Below are 16764 nucleotides of genomic sequence, written 5' to 3'. Positions count from 1 at the left end.
GGTGGATTGATTTTTGCCATGGTGGTCAATTTTTTGATGAGCACGGTGGTCAACATTTTGATTGACATTCACATGAGTATCCTTTCTTCAGCTTGAGTCAAGGTAGAATGATCTTTTATAAAACAAACATACCATTTTGCTTTTAGACGATAGGCAATTCGAAAACCTCTTCGAACTAATAATTCACTGTCATGTCGCAAATTCACACAAACAAAAATCACTTCTTCTTTTCTCCAAGGGCCTCTTAAAGAGTGATTGCGCTCCAGCGATTCCAATCTTTCATCGACATCATCCGCTACTTCTCTTAAAGCAAGTTCTCTTAAAGCAATTAAATTTTCTGTTTTAAAAAAATGATGAAGGGACTGCTCGACTTTGTCCATAGCATAGATGTCCCCTTCTCTCAAACGTTGTCTTAACGATTCTGGAGAGATATCAATTAGTTCGATTTCAACGGCTGCACTTAAAATATGATCAGGTACCGTTTCTCGTACATGGACACCTGTTATTTGAAATACCAGATCGTTTAGACTTTCTATATGTTGAATGTTCATTGTTGAGATTACAGAAATTCCTGCTTGAAGTATTTCTTCGATATCTTGATATCTCTTTGAGTGCTTACTTCCAGGAATATTTGTATGAGCAAGTTCATCCACTAATACAACTTCAGGATTCCGTTCAATAATTCTCTCAATATCCATTTCTTTTAAAATGGTGTTTTTATAAAATATTTTCTTGAGAGGAATGATTTCAAGAGAACCGAGCTGTTCCATTGTTCCTTTTCGTCCATGTGTTTCGACTAAACCTATTACAACATCTATACCGTTCCTTTTTAATTGGTTCGCTTCTCGTAACATTGTGTACGTTTTTCCTACCCCTGGAGCTGCCCCAATATAGATTTTCAATGTACCGGATTTAATTTGATGAATTTTTGCATCCAATTCTTTTTTTGTAAGCCTATGATAGGGATTTGTTTGATTCGGTAGTGCCTTTTTTGCAGGTAGTACTCTTTCCCCGCTTTTTTCAAAACGATCTGCCACGATAAAAATATCAATATTGTGGGCTTTTCTTAGAATTCGATTAATAATAGATCCTGAAATGATTTCCTTAAGACGACTCCTTTTTGATTGACCCATGACAATTCGAGTAATGTTCTTTTTCATTGCATAATGAACCAATTCTTCAGCAACATCACCTGAATTTAGTGGTATTTCCTCAAATTCTCCTCCTATTTTTTCAACCAGTTTTTTTATGGACCTTTGAAAAGTTGCTTCATTTTTTGTTAGCAGTTTTCTATCGGAACGGAAACAAACTACCAATAAGTCACCACCTAATCGCTTCGCTATTTGTTGCCCCCTTCTAATCAGAATGGAACCATTCAAATGATATTGAACGGAAACTAATATTTTTTCTGTTGCCCCAGAAGCTCCTACCATTCCCCGCTTTTCACGGTAATCATCCAATTCAACATTTACTTCATCTGCTACATATCGAAGTGCTAATTCTCTTAATATAGAAAGATTATTACGTTTATATAAAATGGATTCGAAGTCATTTTGTTTACAACCATTTTTCTCATCTTTATTATTTTGCAGTCGTTTTAAAATAACATTGGCAGGAACATCTAAAAGCCTAATTTCATCTGCAAAATCAAGTGTTTTTTCAGGCAAACAACGCTGTACTGGAATACGAGCTCCTAATTGTTCTTCGGCGATTTGTTTTACATTCTCTAATTCATATATGTTTAACGTAGTAATTACACTAATTTTGTGGTTCAGAAGCTCTAATACATCATCTAACCTTGTTTTGTTTTTCGACTCTGGTCGATTAAAGTGGGCGAGTTCATCTACCAAGACTACTTCAGGATTCCTTTTAATGATTGCGTTCAGGTCTAAATCAAATTGCCTCGTATCATCTTCCCATTGAATGGGTGGTATTCTTTCAAATTGATTGAATTGGTCAATTGTTTTTACATGGTTTAAAATCATTGTAAATCCTATCACCACATCAATAGAACGTTTCTTCAACTCTTGACCCTCAAGTAGTAGATGATACGTTTTCCCTGACCCACTCACCGACCCTAAAATAATTTTAAGATGCCCTCTATTTAATTTTTGTATGGATTGAAGAATATATTCTGGGGATTTTCTTTTAAAATGCTCAGCCAAAAAAAATTCCTCCTTAATTTAAAAATGGAAAGGAGAGAGAGCACTCCCCTCCTTTCATTTTTACAATTCATCCAGTGCAATGTTTAGGTTTAATACATTTACTCTAGGTTCACCAAAAATTCCAAATAGTCGACCTTCAGTATGCTCTTTTATTAAACTCAATAACACTTCTTCACTTACCCCTCGTTCATTCGCAATTCTTGGTATTTGAATTTCAGCAGCTAAAGGTGTGATGTGTGGATCAAGACCAGAACCAGAGTTTGTTAATAAATCAGCAGGAATATCTTCTTTATTCACATTCGGATTATTTTGTACGAACAACTCGATATCATTTTTTGTCCGTTCAATCAATGCTTCATTGGATGGAGCATAATTTCCAGAACCAGAACCACTAGCGTTATATTCTATTGAAGAAACACGTCCTGTAAAGTAACTTGGGTCTGTGAATTTTTGACCAATTAGTTCAGAACCCATTACGTTACCATCTTCATCGGTTATCATACTTCCATTCGCTTTATCTGGCATTAATACTTGGGAAATTCCAGTCATGATTAATGGATATGCCAAACCACAAATGAAGAGTAGAACAAGACTAATGCGTATATTTTTTAACATCTCATATCACCTTTTTCAATTAGTTACTTACACAAGATTCATGGACACTAACAACAAATCAATGAGCTTAATTCCAATAAACGGAACAATGACTCCACCTAATCCGTAGATGAGTAAGTTACGATTTAATAGTTTTGTAGCTTTCATCGGTGTATACTTGATTCCTTTCATTGCTAATGGAATCAGCAGTGGAATGATCAAAGCATTAAAGATTAATGCTGACAAAATCGCACTTTGCGGTGTTGCTAAATTCATTATGTTTAAAGCACTCATTTCTGGGATTGCAACCATAAACATTGCTGGAATAATTGCAAAATACTTTGCAATATCATTTGCAATACTAAATGTAGTCAGTGCCCCTCTAGTCATGAGTAATTGTTTACCAATACCAACAACTTCTATAATTTTTGTAGGGTCTGAATCTAAGTCCACCATGTTTGCAGCTTCTTTTGCTGCAACCGTACCACTATTCATTGCTAACCCTACATCCGCTTGGGCTAGTGCTGGTGCATCGTTCGTACCATCCCCTGTCATTGCAACTAATTTCCCTACTGCTTGTTCCCTTTTAATTAATGCAATCTTATCCTCTGGTTTTGCCTCTGCAATAAATTCATCGACACCTGCTTCACTTGCGATTGTTGCCGCAGTTAATGGGTTATCACCCGTACACATAATCGTTTTAATGCCCATTCTTCTAAGTTGCTCAAAGCGTTCTTTCATACCAGCTTTTACTGTATCTTTTAAATAGATTAAACCTAAAATTTGATTGCCCGATGCAACTGCTAGTGGTGTTCCACCTTCAGATGCAATCGTTCTTGACTTTTCCTCTATATCAGAAGGTATACTTCCTCCATATTGTTTTACATATTCCTTCACCGCGTCTACTGCACCTTTTCGTACTTTCAGTCCATCTTGAAAATCTGTTCCACTCATACGAGTTTGGGCATTAAACTCAATGCCGACCGATTCCTGAATATTCAGTTCCATTTCTTTCATTCCTAGCTTTTTAGCTAGTTCAATAACAGAACGACCTTCTGGCGTTTCATCATGCAAAGAGCTGAGTAATGCAGCTTTTGTTAAATCAATTGGTTTTACATTGTTAACTGCTATGAATTCATACGCCATTCGATTTCCGTAAGTGATAGTTCCTGTTTTATCCAAAATAATGGTGTTAATATCTCCCGCTGCTTCAACAGCTTTTCCTGATTTCGCGATAACGTTAAATTTTGTAACACGGTCCATCCCTGCAATTCCGATAGCTGATAGAAGTCCACCAATAGTAGTCGGAATCAAACAGACAAGCAAAGCAACTAAAGTGGCGATTGGAATAATCACACCAACATAACTAGAAATCGGTACTAACGTAATACAAACAATTAAGAAAATTAATGTTAAGCTAACTAATACCGTATTTAATGCAATCTCATTCGGCGTTTTTTGTCGTGTTGCACCTTCTACCAAACTAATCATACGATCTAAAAACGATTCACCAGGGTTAGCTGTTATTCGAATGGTAAGACTATCACTAACCACTCTCGTTCCTCCTGTTACTGAATTGAAATCTCCACCAGACTCCTTAATTACTGGTGCGGATTCTCCAGTAATCGCTGATTCATCCACAGAAGCAAGACCCGCGATAATTTCACCATCGCCTGCAATGAATTCACCCGCTTCCACAACAATAATGTCACCTTTTTTTAAGTCCGTTGAACTAACATGGCTAAAGCTTCCGTCATTTAATAACACTCTTGCTATTAAATCTTGTTTTGTTTTCTTTAAGCTTTCTGCTTGCGCCTTTCCTCTACCTTCAGCTAAAGCCTCCGCAAAGTTGGCAAACAAAATGGTGAAAAGCAATATAACACTTACAATTCCGTTGTAAAAAGGATTTGATTCAGCTCCAAAGATGGATGGAAAGAAAGTTAGAATGAGTGTTACCAATAATCCAACTTCCACAACAAACATCACTGGATTCTTTACCATTGCACGAGGATTTAGCTTTTTAACCGAGTCAACAATAGCTCGTTTTACCAGGCCATTCGTTAGAGAAGATTTCCGTTCGGAATTCATAGGTATACTCGAATTTTTATGCATTGTATTCATCGTAATACTCCTTTGATCTTCTATTTTCAACTAATTTCATAGTGTTAGAGCTTCCGCAATTGGTCCTAATGCTAAAACTGGGAAGAATGTTAATGCCCCAACTATTATTACAGTAGCCACTAAGAAAACTAAAAATGTACTATTATCCGTTTTAATGGTTCCAATCGTTTCAGGTACTGGCTTTTTCACAATTAAAGACGCAGCAACTGCAAGCAACGCAATCATTGAAAAATAACGACCGAATAACATGACTAAACCCGTTGCTATATTCCAGAAAGGAGTGTTATCCCCTAATCCTTCAAATCCTGAGCCATTGTTGGCGGCAGATGAAGTAAATTCATAGACTACCTGAGATATTCCGTGGAAACCAGGATTTGAAATAGCAGACGAACCCATTTCTGTTGCTAACGCAATGGCTGATGGGACTAAGATGATTAACGGATGTATTAATATGGTAATAGCAATTAATTTCATCTCTTTGGCTTCAATTTTCCGACCTAAAAATTCCGGTGTACGTCCAACCATTAACCCTGCAATAAAGACTGCTAATATTGCATACATGATGATATTGACGAACCCTACGCCTTCTCCACCAAAGATATTATTGAACATCATTAACACTAATGGCACAAATCCACCAAGAGGCGTTAAAGTATCATGCATGTTATTAACTGATCCTGTCGTTGCAGCAGTTGTAACAGTTGTGAATAGTGCACTTTGAGCAATTCCAAATCTTACTTCTTTCCCTTCCATGCTTCCTTCTTCTTGGGTGAGACCAATTTCAGATAATGCTGGGTTTCCATTTGATTCATTCACGTAAATCGTCGTAAGCAACGCTAAGAATATAACCCCCATCGTACCTGTCAGAATCCAACCTAGCTTTCGTTTTTTTGCAATATAAGCAAAAGCGAATACGATTGAAGTTGGGATAAACAGCATTGAAAGTATGTGTAAAATATTTGAAAACGGTGTTGGGTTTTCAAATGGATGAGCTGCGTTCACACCAAAGAATCCACCACCATTTGTACCTAAATGCTTAATCGATTCTAATGATGCAACTGGCCCACGAGCTATTTGTTGTTCTTCTCCTTCAAGTGTTGTAGCAGTTACTGTTCCATCTAGTGTTTGTGGAACTCCTTGACCAACTAATAAAAGTCCTACAACAAGTGATGCTGGGATGAGAATACGAGTCAGAGAACGAACTAAATCCACATAAAAGTTTCCCAAGCTCATTTGTCCAGTAACCCCTCGGATGAACGCCATACAAAAGGCAAGACCTGTTGCTGGTGTTGTCATCATTAAGTAGGTAATCACAGTCATTTGAGAAAAGTATGATAACCCAGTTTCACCACTATAATGTTGTAAGTTTGTATTTGTTAAGAAGCTTGCAACCGTATTAAAGGATAACAATTCTTCCATAGCACCTATATTATTTGGGTTGAACGGTAGGAAACCTTGTAACCTTACAATCAAGTAACATATGGCAAACATAACTAAGTTACTAATCAATAAAGCTTTTGCATACTGCTTCCAATTCATATTGATTGGATTGATGCCAGATAATTTATAGATGATTTTTTCTACCTGACCGAATACACGATCAAGCTTCGTTTCTTCTAGTGAAAAACTTAGCGCGATGTATTTACCCATTGGTATGGCAATAATTAGTGCAAGAATCAAAACCAATGCTATTTGTAAAAAATCCATTTCTTTTCCTCCATGTAAAATGAAATTTAATATCTTTCAGGATGAATAAGTGCATCAGTTAAATAAATAGCAATTCCAATCGAAAGGATTAGTAAAATGATCATTACTCTTCTCCTTTCTCTTCAATTACTTCGTTACAAAATTTAGCAAATCCAAAAAACAATCCAAATGATAAAATAATTAAGCCAATAGATATTAAATCCATATAAATCTCCCTTTCTTAAATGACATATTAGTAGTGTGGTTATTCTAAATCTGATTCTTGAAAATCACCTCCTTAAATTTAAACAACACGGTGCAACCAACGGTAAGAATCCTCACCAGGTTTAGTAATCATGACAATTTTTGCTCCTAGTATTTTATAAATTGGAATATATCTGCTGTTATGAGTGACAACAATAATCATTCTGGTTCTTATTTCAGAAAAGAATAAGGTTAATTCAAACCCTTCATTTAAAGAATCTGCGATGATATAAACTTCCTCATATTGCATGAATTGATCAATCAAATCTGCTAAGTTTACAATGTTTGTTTTTCTGTTTTGTATTTGTGTTAAAAAAGATTGGTTAAATGACTTAACTACCATTGAATCCTCATGCTCGATCAGTGAAACGATTGGCGTGTATAAGCTTTCACTACATACAATTAACTTTTTCTCCATTTTTATTTCCTCCTTAATAGATAGAACTGGCTCGCCGATAAAGATTGCTATTTCCTTGAATGCAAGTAAAACAAAAAAGACCAATGATTACTCTTTCTCCGTCATGTAACCGTACAAAAAACATCCAAATCACAATAGTGAAAATAAATTCACATATTTTGATGAATGAATGATTTGCAACAGCAAAACATTTGAATGGAGAAAAAGTATTCATTGGTCTACTTAGCGCCTAGCAAGCCTTAAAGCCCTCTCTGCGTTCTGTCTTCCACGAAACTTTTTCAATTATAGGCATAATAAAAAAGACCTACGTATCAATCAAGCTGCTTTTTTGCATGAACCCATACAAAAATAGCCCCTTGAAATAAGGTGGTCTTTGTGACCTCCTTCGCTTTAGCCGACGAAGTTAGCTGACGGGTAGGATGGCGAAAGAGTTTCTCATCCCTTCTACAATTGTAGAATTAACCCCAAAAGATTGGTTCCTCCGTTCCTGAGTTCTCAGGATTAAGCCGATATACAATTGGTTTATGTTTGAAATCTTAATTTAAACTTCAAATATTGTAAATAGTAATTAAGAACTATTTATAATAATTAAAATTTTATATTTCTCATTTTAAGTAGTTTATTTAACATTATTTCTCTTAAATACATAGTGCATAGAAATTTTTGATCAAACAGATACCCTTTACAACGATTTTTTCTAGTAGTATGATATATTCGATTTTAACCTCAAGCGCTTAATTCGATTTTGAAGCGGGGGAACCACTTTAACTATTGTACTTGGGGTGAATCCTTTTACAAGGTAGGGTGACTCTAACCACCCAAATCCGACAGCTAACCCCGTAAGCGTTGTTGGAGAGAGTAGGTGAATTTATTTTTCTAGTTATTATTTAAAACTTTATTAATTCATAGAAAATACCGCTGAATTCATATTTGAAGCGGGGGAACCACTTTAACTATTATACTTGGGGTGAATCCTTTCACAAGGTAGGGTGACTCTAATCATCCGAATCCGACAGCTAACCCCGTAAGCGTTGTTGGAGAAAGGCCATTTTCCATGTTTTTTGTAGAAAAATACTTGTTTAAAATGACCACTTTAACAGCTTCTTTTTGATGAATTTAGGCCCTATTAAAGGTAACTTTGGATTTAATATTGAGCATTTAAATCTTACATCTACAATGGAGGCTTTATGTTTAATTTAAAAAAGAATCTAGAAGCTGATATTAATTCAGCATTTATAAAGTTTCAACGTGATTTAATCGGAAAAGGACCTCAAGAAGCTAAAACATATATTATTAATGACATGTTAATCACGCGTTTTAAAGGAGTTCTTACAGTCGAAGAAAAACACCTTATCCGCAATAAAACTGGTAGAAAACTTGTTAAACAAATGAGAACATTACTTCGTGAGCTTTATAGTGAGGAACATGAAAAAATTGTTGAAGAATATACTGGATGTAAGGTTCTTTCCTCCCACTCTGATATAAGTACCAAAACTGGAGAAAGAATCGAGGTTTTTATTTTGGATAAAGATTTAGAACAAACTCTATTGAAAAAATTAGAAAAGTTATAAGTCTTAACTAATTTAGTACTGAAAAATTCAACAAGAACATACTAACATTAGTAGTACAGATCAAAGCTGTGGTTTGTGCTACTATTTTTTTATATAAAAGTGAAGGAAGGTCAAACAGCCTTAGGGGTAAAATAAGAGTGCGAATTAAAACACGACCAACTTCACACCTTTCAATAAAGTGAAAAAAGTAAGGTCTAATCCTTACTTTTTTCTTTAAATGCTAATTGATTTGTATTCTCCTTGATTCTATCTATGAGAGCCAAATCATAAATATATTCTGGTAACATGGCTGATAAATACTTTAAGGTTAAACCTATAGTTGTAAATACTTTTAGATGCATTACCTGCTGTGTGTTAGGAGCTAAATCTTTTTCAATTAGCACATAGTATAAAGAATCAGATGGGTTGTTTCCCATCCAACTGTAAATCTGTTCCTTAGCAATTACTATATTATAATCACCAAAGAAGGAATAAACCAGATTATCTTCCAGAAGTACTCGTCCTGTATAATTGTCCATAAATATCATCCTTTCTGTAGTAAATTATTGTTTCTACTTACATCTTAAATTTGGAATTATGAATTCCTTGTTTTTCAAGCAAAATAATTTTATCCCTTTGAAATTAACTTTTGAATAGCATTGTATGTTTCGTTAATGACTTTTTGTTTAATAAAGTATTCAGGAATAATTGAGAAGAGAAATTTCATTAGTGCAGAAGAAGATCCAAAATTTCTCGCTAAAATTTCCCTTTGCTCACCTTTTATAAATTCATTATGAATAATAACTACATAGTTATTTTTTTGCTTCTTTGCTGTCTCACTTTAACTTCAGAGACAAATATTGATCACTTTTCGCTAAAACCATATTATCATCTAAATGAATGATAACTGTTTCCTTTCCTTTGTCCATTTTCCCTTCCTCATTCGTTTATAATAATTTTAAAATAATAAATAAAAAATCACTGTTAAATTGCCATTAATATATAAAATGTAAGAAGGATAATAAAAAATAAGGGATTTTTATTCATTTATATAAAGTGTAAGTGTTGTTATATTTCGATTCTTTTCACAATAATTGTTAAGTTCTAACTTTATTTGTTACGCTAATTATTCACAGTATGGGTATTATAATGATAAGATATAGATATCTTTAATCTTTAAGGGGGTGTAAAATGATGGCAAAAGGAAGTTATTTAAAAAAACTCTTTCAAAGTTTTAATGAGGGGAATACTGAAGAATTTAAGGCAATTGCAAATAATATTATAGATGATGAGCGTAAAAAAAATCATTATCAACTTGCAGATGACTTGCAAAGGATAATTAATTCAACCTCGTTAAAACAATTAAGAAAGGCTGAATCTAACTTTAATAATAATTTGCTTCATCTCCTTCCGAAAGATAAAGACTCAAACTTTAACCTTGTTGATGTAAAGACATCAAAAATACTATTAGATGATTTAATTTTAGATGACTTTGTTAGCACATTATTAAAAGACTTCATTCGTGAATACGAAGGCGCTGAAATTCTTGAATCTTATGGCTTGAAGCCACGAAATAGATATTTATTTTGTGGACCACCGGGGTGTGGTAAGACTGTAACTGCTGAGGCAATTGCTGGAGAATTAAATATTCCAATCTTATATACAAGGTTTGATAGCATTGTTTCCTCTTACTTAGGAGAAACAGCATCAAATTTAAGGAAGATTTTTGATTTTATCGAAAAAGGGACATGGATTTTATTTTTTGATGAATTTGATGCCATCTCAAAACAAAGAGATAGTGTCGATGAACATGGTGAATTAAAAAGGGTTGTAAATACCTTCTTGCAACTTTTGGATAATTATAATGGTGATAGCATTATAATCGCTGCTACTAATCATCAAAATTTACTGGATCAAGCCGTATGGAGAAGGTTTGATGAAGTTATTATGTTTGATAAACCTACAGAAAGTCATATTACAGAATTATTAAGGAAGAACTTAAAACGTTACCCTTGTTTAGAAATTAGCTTTGTAGAACTTTCTAAGGAATTAGTTGGCTATGCACATGCTGATATAGAGAGAATAATATTAAATACAATCAGAACAGCAATAATTGAAAATGACTCCTATATTGATGATAATAAAATTAGGAAACAAATAGATATTTATAGAGAACGATCAAAAATTTATAATAAAGTTAATGATTAAATATAATAAAAACCGAATTTACACAAGTTTTCGATTTTCCTTGTGTATAGTCGGTTTTTTATTATATCAATTATACTTATTTATTGAATATTGTTCATTCAACTTTTCAACGATGTAATCTAACCTGAAACTTTTGTTTAACTTCTTTGTCTAACACGTGTACGATTCCTTGCTTCTAGTACTCCTCTAACTTCTTCGTAAAGTACTGCTTCTTCATTATCATGCTCAATTGATATTACAACAGCATATGGCTGATGTTTAGGGCCAGAATACCACCTTTCTTGACACTTTACTGCTAAATAATACTTATCTCCATATACATGCTGTGAAGTGGCATTTGAGGATATTCTGTGACTTGATTTTAGTATTGTTCCTCTAGAAATTTCCTGCATGGACGGAGTTAATTTACATTTATGTTTTTTTAAGTGCTTTGGCAATGTGTCCTTTTCGAATTCATCATCGTCTGGTTTACAAGTATATTTTGTTACTTCTTCTAAGGACAGACCTCTAAATAGCTCGTAAGTCATCTTTACACCAGTATAATCTATTCTGCTATCTCTGCATGGTGGATTATAAGCAAGTGTTATATTGAGTGTTGCTTTTCCCTTTTTACTATAAATTTCATCAGTAATTGGAATTTCAAAAATATTAACCTTATTTATTTCCATTTCGCCTTCATAATACATTGTGACATAGTGGTCATATGAATTTATTAGGAACTTTTCTCTAACATCTCCAAATCCCTGTATTCTAGTGTATTTTTCTTTTAACTGCGCGGGTTTAAATTCTTTATTCTTATACCTTTCCTGAACGTAATTTTTAATCCCTGTTTCTTGATTACAAGTATTTACTAGAATCGCTCTTAATAAATTCCCTTTAGCAGATGGTAACCTCTTCTTAATTAACCCTATTAACCTTGTAATATATGGTGCAGAAAAACTAGTCCCTGAACGAGTTTCAAACCAACTACCAAGGGTAGGGTTAAATAAACTAGTAGATAGTATACCTAAATTCCGATCCGAAGTATTTAAACGTTTAGTACCAGTATTAAGTGAATAGTTACCTCCATATGCAATAGTTTCAGGTTTGATACCATTGCCATAGCCGTAACCTACCCGTGTAAAAGGAGATGCCTGCTCCTTACCCGTAACAGCTATATGTTGAAGTTTCTTGTCACTCTGATAAGGTATATCGTCTTTTACTTTTGATCCAACTGTTAAGCAATTAACCGCCAATGCTGGAGGAATTAAAGCTGCCATCGGATCTTCCAGTAAATCATCATAAAATCGTTCAAGAATTTGACCATTGTGATGATACGGAGTATAGTTACCTGCAGACACAATAATAGCAACATTGTATTCATGTACTATCTGGTCTAAAATATAACTCCAGTGGTCCATTTTTGTATCCGTTTCATAAGGAAAACGACTATCTCCCAAAGATAGATTAAAAATGTCACATTGATATTCATTAATAAATTCCTCGATTGCCTCTTTTATCACGTTTACAAGAATTTTTTCATCTGGAAAACTATTATTTTGGTTGGTTACTCTACCATTTAAAAGTTTAAAAGGTAGTTTAACAGATTCTAAGCTTAACACATTATTTAAGTCTCCAAATTGAATAATTCCTGCAACCATTGTTCCGTGTCCTTGTTCATCAAAAGGTGAGTTTAATCCACCAAATGATTCTGAAGCAACAATTGACCCTTTCAACAAAGGATGTGTAGGAATAATACCACTGTCTATTACTCCTATTAATGGAGAATCCTCACTTGGTAGGTCAACTTTGGGCAACTCACTAAAAGATAACTGATTAATATTGTCCATATCATATATTGAATTTTGTGGCATATCCACAAAATAAACGTTGCGATGTTCTAATAAATCCTTTATAAAACTACCTTTAATTTTTATCTTTAGCAGAATCAAACTCTGTAAAATACAATCATCTAATAAAGTAGCTTGAATTGATTTTAAAAAGTCTTTAAATAAAGATACTTTTTTATGGATGTCCTTAAGACTTTCATCACTTGAATACAACTGAACGTCTAAAGTATAAACACTTTCTTGATTTATTGATTTATTACTAAGTATTGGACCCATTTTTTCTTCAGGCGTCTGAAAAATAAATTCGTCAATATTAGCAAACTGGGAATAGTTCACTACCTTAGTTTTTGCTATCTGCTCTGCTGTAAAATCAGATAAGTTAGACATAAGTGCATATGAATCTTTAACTTCAACTACAGAAATATTATTAGGTAGTTCTGCTAACAATGATAACCCCAATTTGTTAAAATTTATGGGCTTAGAATTGTCACGTACAATTTTAAAAATAAAATCTTCACCGATTTTCTTAGTTGCTTCATACTGTTCCTTTTTAGAATGAAAACTATTTTGCAATTTTTGGCCATGAATTCTGGGCTGAATTTGTCGGTCCGGTCTTCTATCTTGCCTACCCTGTCTAACAAAATTTATATTTTCTTTAATTAACTGCAGGTGTTCATAAGTCAATTAATACATCCCCTTACGCATTAGCGATACCATTGTCCTATAATATTTAATGATATCAAAAGATTACAAATAATTACAGGTAAATTATAGCAGGTTTCTTTCCTTCGACTATCTCTGTAGCCACTGCAGTCTAACTCAATTCAATTAACAAGCATTCAATATGGTTTTCCCTTAAAATAGTAGATATTCCATTTTCCGTCTCCACAATTAAATAGCTGGGAGTTACCTTACTAATTTTTACTGGCTTAGAACTATCTATAATGAAACCTTCTTTGACCAATGCTTTACAACCTATAAGTTCGTCATTTAATTTGAAAGTATATACCCTTATCATGAGTTTTCCTTCTATTTTAAAAAACAATTTATCATTTTGATTGACTTTTTCTTGCATTGGCTCTCTACCCCTATTCAAAGTAATGACTTGCAACTAAATATAATATACGTTTAGACAAATTCAGCGGTATATGGTCCACTTTCAGTATTTATATATAACTTAATACATAAGGGCATTATAGCATGTCTAAATACGATTCTAGGGGCAATTAGAGGCTAATTTTGGGTTGGTTTATTTGTATATACATCAAAAAAGACAGGTAAGAACCTGCCTTATCTCTACGAAAATAATATTTTATAGTTTGTTTGCAAGTTATACCAGTGTCCAGATCATAATTATATCATCTACATAGGTACATTCAGTCCTAATTTGAAGAAATACTGTTCCTCTAAGCCGAAATAATGTGCCCGTTTACACTACTTGCTTTCATGTTTTATTACAAACTGTCTAATATTTTGAGAGTCATTTGATTATGTTCCATATTCTGATTAATAGAAGCCTTCAATAACTGAATTTTTTCAACCTCTGAAATTTCAGTGTTATTTTCTAATCCTTTTAAAACTCTTTCGTAAACAAAACTATAATCCCCAAACAAATACTCTACAATATTTCTATTCAATGCTTTCAACTCTTTTATATCAAAACAATCCTGATTACTCATGGTGACACAAGAATTGAATATTGATATGATTTCTGTAAAGGATGCTTTCATAATACTTATTTCATCATCGCTTAAATCTTCAAATGACCTCCCTGATCTTGATAGTGTTATATAGGTTAATAATCCAAATAATACTGTATCAAGTTCATCTCTATCAGGAACTTTTATATTCTGTCTATCCTCAAAGTGTTCTCTTATTTTTATTGATGAAAATTGAAGAAACTCTTCTAAAAAATCGTAGTCCCATGTATCCAAAATAAAGTCCGAAGTACCAATCATATAATCTAATGATGTATTAAAAAATTTTGCCAGCTGTACTCCATCCTCTAATGTCGGGCTTTTTACATTATTTAAGTAATCCTGAAGAGTTGATTCATCAATATTGGTTTCTTTAATCAGGGAAGCAGTATTAAAACCATTAATCATAAGCAAATGTTGAAGTTTATCTCCTATCACTATTTTTGATTCCATGTTATTGTCCATGAACATTCACCCTTTCATTTTCTTAATGCATTAAGCTAAATAATTAAGGCAGTAATAAATATCCCAGTAACAATGAAAGTGGGATACTAAATACCAACACCTTTCCTTGCCAAGTAATACTGTTATTAATTTCACGACCTTTATAATCATTTTTTGCTAAAATATAGCCCTGAAGTATGCAAAACCAAAAATACCCTCCTGACATTAAAAACATCAGAAAGTATATGCTTAAAACTGTATTATCAGTAAATATAAAAATCGCAGAGCAGGAGATTAAATAAAAAGTAAACATTCCTATAAATACGGTAATGATAAATTTTCTTGGAAAACCTTCCCTTAAGTCCTCTGCTTTTAGAGGATATATCTTTGATAAGATTATATTGAATATGAAGCCGCCAAACAGTAATGTAGAAACCGAAAGGATATAATAATTAGTTGTTGGGATTCTATAGTACCACCACATTAAAGGTAAACATACGGTCGTAAAACATAATGAATAATAAAACATAATTGCAATCACTGCGACTTTATGCCACGAAAAATCAATTATTTTCTCCAAATGTGCTCACCTCCATATTTTGTTATTAGTTTAACGTAGATGTTAAAATTTCTCCGCTATTATGAGCACATTCATCTGTTTTAAAAGCCAATCATTTAAAATAGAACACAAAAAAAAGACAGGCAATTACCTGTCTTATCTGTTACGATAATAATATTTTGTAGTTTGTGTGTATAATGTAGATACCGGTGGAGCGGGAATTTCATAGTTGAATTTTGTTAAGCCACTCTTTATCAAGTACCACTTCAACTTTCTGCTTTACCACTATTTGTGATACGGTTCACCCCGCCCAATCCGAAACGCCCGATAAACCTGCTCCACCAGCACCAGCCGCACCAACTGATGCGGAAACGTCATCTTCGAAAACGACAGCTGCGCATCCGCCCGCTTCAGCACCTGATCTGCCAATCCAAGCGACCCGCCAATCACAAACGCCACCTGACTGCGCCCGTGCAGCGCCAATTTATCCAACTCAGCCGACAGCTTCTCCGACGACCACATCTGCCCTTCGATAGCCAATGCGATCACATACTGATCCTGCTTGATCTGTGAGAGAATCCGTTCGCCTTCCTTGCGCTTCACCTGCTCCATCTCGGCCGCACTCATATCCTCCGGCGCCTTCTCATCATTGACCTCGACGATCTGCAGCTTGCAATACGCGGACAACCGCTTGGTGTATTCGTCGATGCCCTCACGTAAGTATTTCTCCTTCAATTTTCCCACGGTAATAATCGTAATCTGCACGCTCGCTACATTCCTTTCTCTCGCAACAACGCGATCTGTCCCGGTTCTCCACATACTCGACAACGCTTGTCTACTTGATCCATTTCAATCGACGAGGCTCTGTATGTATTGGGCGCCGCTTCGAATTCGTTGACGTAATCATCCAGCTCCTCCTCGACATGCTCCATACACGCAAATCGCACCGGAAACTCTTCGATCAGCTCTACTTCCTTACCCTCAATCCGAATCGTTCTCATCCTCGCATACATCTCCCATTCTCGATCTTTTTCCGTTCCGAATCATACCGCTCTATATTCTACCCCAGTTTGTACAGAAAACAAATCCTTGCTGACCAATCTCGTCCCGCTCCGCACTGTACCAATCGGGTAGGAGGCTACCCATTATTTGGGCAGCCGACCTCCCACACCACCGTACGTACCGTTCGGTATACGGCGGTTCCTAAGTTTACGCAGTGACTTGTCGAT

The 16764-nt window shown here is 34.4% G+C and carries 15 protein-coding genes and 3 riboswitches; of the genes, 2 read left to right on the top strand and 13 right to left on the bottom strand.

The window, feature by feature from the left end; all coding sequences use genetic code 11:
* Positions 1-68: 68 nt before the first annotated feature.
* The 6 genes from JZI27_RS23225 to JZI27_RS23205 all read right to left on the bottom strand — a co-directional run bounded on the left by JZI27_RS23225 (position 69) and on the right by JZI27_RS23205 (position 7248).
* Positions 69-2165 (bottom strand): universal stress protein, encoded by a 2097-nt coding sequence (locus JZI27_RS23225; protein WP_280209525.1) that lies wholly within the window; start codon positions 2163-2165, stop codon positions 69-71.
* A gap of 60 nt (positions 2166-2225) precedes the next feature.
* Positions 2226-2780: a potassium-transporting ATPase subunit KdpC gene (kdpC, locus tag JZI27_RS23220; protein WP_280209523.1), complete on the bottom strand. Its 555-nt coding sequence runs from the start codon at positions 2778-2780 to the stop codon at positions 2226-2228.
* Between the two features lie 27 nt (positions 2781-2807).
* A complete protein-coding gene (gene kdpB, locus JZI27_RS23215; RefSeq protein ID WP_280209527.1) occupies positions 2808-4847 on the bottom strand; it encodes a potassium-transporting ATPase subunit KdpB in 2040 nt (679 codons plus the stop codon).
* 69 nt (positions 4848-4916) lie between these two features.
* Positions 4917-6587 carry a potassium-transporting ATPase subunit KdpA gene (kdpA, locus tag JZI27_RS23210; RefSeq protein WP_280209521.1) on the bottom strand — a complete coding sequence of 557 codons (1671 nt, stop codon included), beginning with the start codon at positions 6585-6587 and terminating at the stop codon, positions 4917-4919.
* A gap of 26 nt (positions 6588-6613) precedes the next feature.
* On the bottom strand, positions 6614-6691 hold the full coding sequence (locus tag JZI27_RS25135) for a potassium-transporting ATPase subunit F (protein ID WP_481752841.1): 78 nt from the start codon (positions 6689-6691) through the stop codon (positions 6614-6616).
* Between the two features lie 179 nt (positions 6692-6870).
* A complete protein-coding gene (locus tag JZI27_RS23205; protein ID WP_280209519.1) occupies positions 6871-7248 on the bottom strand; it encodes a hypothetical protein in 378 nt (125 codons plus the stop codon).
* Positions 7249-7625: 377 nt separating this feature from the next.
* Positions 7626-7766: riboswitch (cyclic di-AMP (ydaO/yuaA leader) on the bottom strand.
* Positions 7767-7969: 203 nt separating this feature from the next.
* A riboswitch (cyclic di-AMP (ydaO/yuaA leader) is annotated at positions 7970-8109 on the top strand.
* Between the two features lie 45 nt (positions 8110-8154).
* Positions 8155-8294, top strand: a riboswitch (cyclic di-AMP (ydaO/yuaA leader).
* 141 nt (positions 8295-8435) lie between these two features.
* Here JZI27_RS23205 and JZI27_RS23200 point away from each other — a divergent pair.
* Positions 8436-8819, top strand: a complete 384-nt coding sequence (locus tag JZI27_RS23200) for a Na-translocating system protein MpsC family protein (RefSeq protein WP_280209517.1) — start codon at positions 8436-8438, stop codon at positions 8817-8819.
* A gap of 194 nt (positions 8820-9013) precedes the next feature.
* On the opposite strand, the gene JZI27_RS23195 is transcribed toward JZI27_RS23200, so the two are convergent.
* Complete coding sequence (locus JZI27_RS23195; protein WP_280209515.1) at positions 9014-9337, bottom strand: hypothetical protein; 324 nt, start codon at positions 9335-9337, stop codon at positions 9014-9016.
* Positions 9338-9989: 652 nt separating this feature from the next.
* On the opposite strand from JZI27_RS23195, the gene JZI27_RS23190 reads away from it, so the two are divergent.
* Entirely contained in the window at positions 9990-11006 is a 1017-nt protein-coding gene (locus tag JZI27_RS23190; RefSeq protein ID WP_280209514.1) for an AAA family ATPase, read from the top strand.
* 137 nt (positions 11007-11143) lie between these two features.
* Here the strand turns inward: JZI27_RS23190 and JZI27_RS23185 are convergent, their stop codons facing one another.
* The 6 genes from JZI27_RS23185 to JZI27_RS23160 form a co-directional block, all read right to left on the bottom strand.
* Positions 11144-13519 (bottom strand): S8 family peptidase, encoded by a 2376-nt coding sequence (locus JZI27_RS23185; RefSeq protein WP_280209513.1) that lies wholly within the window; start codon positions 13517-13519, stop codon positions 11144-11146.
* Between the two features lie 130 nt (positions 13520-13649).
* On the bottom strand, positions 13650-13910 hold the full coding sequence (locus JZI27_RS23180; protein ID WP_280209512.1) for a hypothetical protein: 261 nt from the start codon (positions 13908-13910) through the stop codon (positions 13650-13652).
* 379 nt (positions 13911-14289) lie between these two features.
* Positions 14290-14997 carry a helix-turn-helix domain-containing protein gene (locus JZI27_RS23175; RefSeq protein WP_280209511.1) on the bottom strand — a complete coding sequence of 236 codons (708 nt, stop codon included), beginning with the start codon at positions 14995-14997 and terminating at the stop codon, positions 14290-14292.
* Positions 14998-15040: 43 nt separating this feature from the next.
* On the bottom strand, positions 15041-15556 hold the full coding sequence (locus JZI27_RS23170; protein ID WP_280209510.1) for a hypothetical protein: 516 nt from the start codon (positions 15554-15556) through the stop codon (positions 15041-15043).
* A gap of 264 nt (positions 15557-15820) precedes the next feature.
* Complete coding sequence (gene rlmH, locus JZI27_RS23165; RefSeq protein WP_280209508.1) at positions 15821-16300, bottom strand: 23S rRNA (pseudouridine(1915)-N(3))-methyltransferase RlmH; 480 nt, start codon at positions 16298-16300, stop codon at positions 15821-15823.
* 5 nt (positions 16301-16305) lie between these two features.
* Positions 16306-16536: a CxxH/CxxC protein gene (locus tag JZI27_RS23160; protein WP_245997163.1), complete on the bottom strand. Its 231-nt coding sequence runs from the start codon at positions 16534-16536 to the stop codon at positions 16306-16308.
* Positions 16537-16764: the final 228 nt, after the last annotated feature.

The organism is Brevibacillus sp. AY1 (assembly GCF_029870785.1).
Classification (GTDB): Bacteria; Bacillota; Bacilli; order Brevibacillales; family Brevibacillaceae; genus Brevibacillus; species Brevibacillus invocatus.
The sequence above is the reverse complement of the archived record's forward strand: the minus strand, read 5'-3'. Positions and strand labels throughout refer to the sequence as shown.

What these genes read in the sequence shown, in the direction of transcription:
- kdpC (WP_280209523.1), bottom strand. Translation starts at nt 2,780, where the DNA reads ATGTTAAAAAATATACGCATTAGTCTTGTTCTACTCTTCATTTGTGGT.
- kdpB (WP_280209527.1), bottom strand. Translation starts at nt 4,847, where the DNA reads ATGAATTCCGAACGGAAATCTTCTCTAACGAATGGCCTGGTAAAACGA.
- kdpA (WP_280209521.1), bottom strand. Translation starts at nt 6,587, where the DNA reads ATGGATTTTTTACAAATAGCATTGGTTTTGATTCTTGCACTAATTATT.
- JZI27_RS25135 (WP_481752841.1), bottom strand. Translation starts at nt 6,691, where the DNA reads ATGATCATTTTACTAATCCTTTCGATTGGAATTGCTATTTATTTAACT.
- JZI27_RS23205 (WP_280209519.1), bottom strand. Translation starts at nt 7,248, where the DNA reads ATGGAGAAAAAGTTAATTGTATGTAGTGAAAGCTTATACACGCCAATC.
- JZI27_RS23200 (WP_280209517.1), top strand. Translation starts at nt 8,436, where the DNA reads ATGTTTAATTTAAAAAAGAATCTAGAAGCTGATATTAATTCAGCATTT.
- JZI27_RS23195 (WP_280209515.1), bottom strand. Translation starts at nt 9,337, where the DNA reads ATGGACAATTATACAGGACGAGTACTTCTGGAAGATAATCTGGTTTAT.
- JZI27_RS23190 (WP_280209514.1), top strand. Translation starts at nt 9,990, where the DNA reads ATGATGGCAAAAGGAAGTTATTTAAAAAAACTCTTTCAAAGTTTTAAT.
- JZI27_RS23180 (WP_280209512.1), bottom strand. Translation starts at nt 13,910, where the DNA reads ATGCAAGAAAAAGTCAATCAAAATGATAAATTGTTTTTTAAAATAGAA.
- JZI27_RS23175 (WP_280209511.1), bottom strand. Translation starts at nt 14,997, where the DNA reads ATGGACAATAACATGGAATCAAAAATAGTGATAGGAGATAAACTTCAA.
- JZI27_RS23160 (WP_245997163.1), bottom strand. Translation starts at nt 16,536, where the DNA reads ATGAGAACGATTCGGATTGAGGGTAAGGAAGTAGAGCTGATCGAAGAG.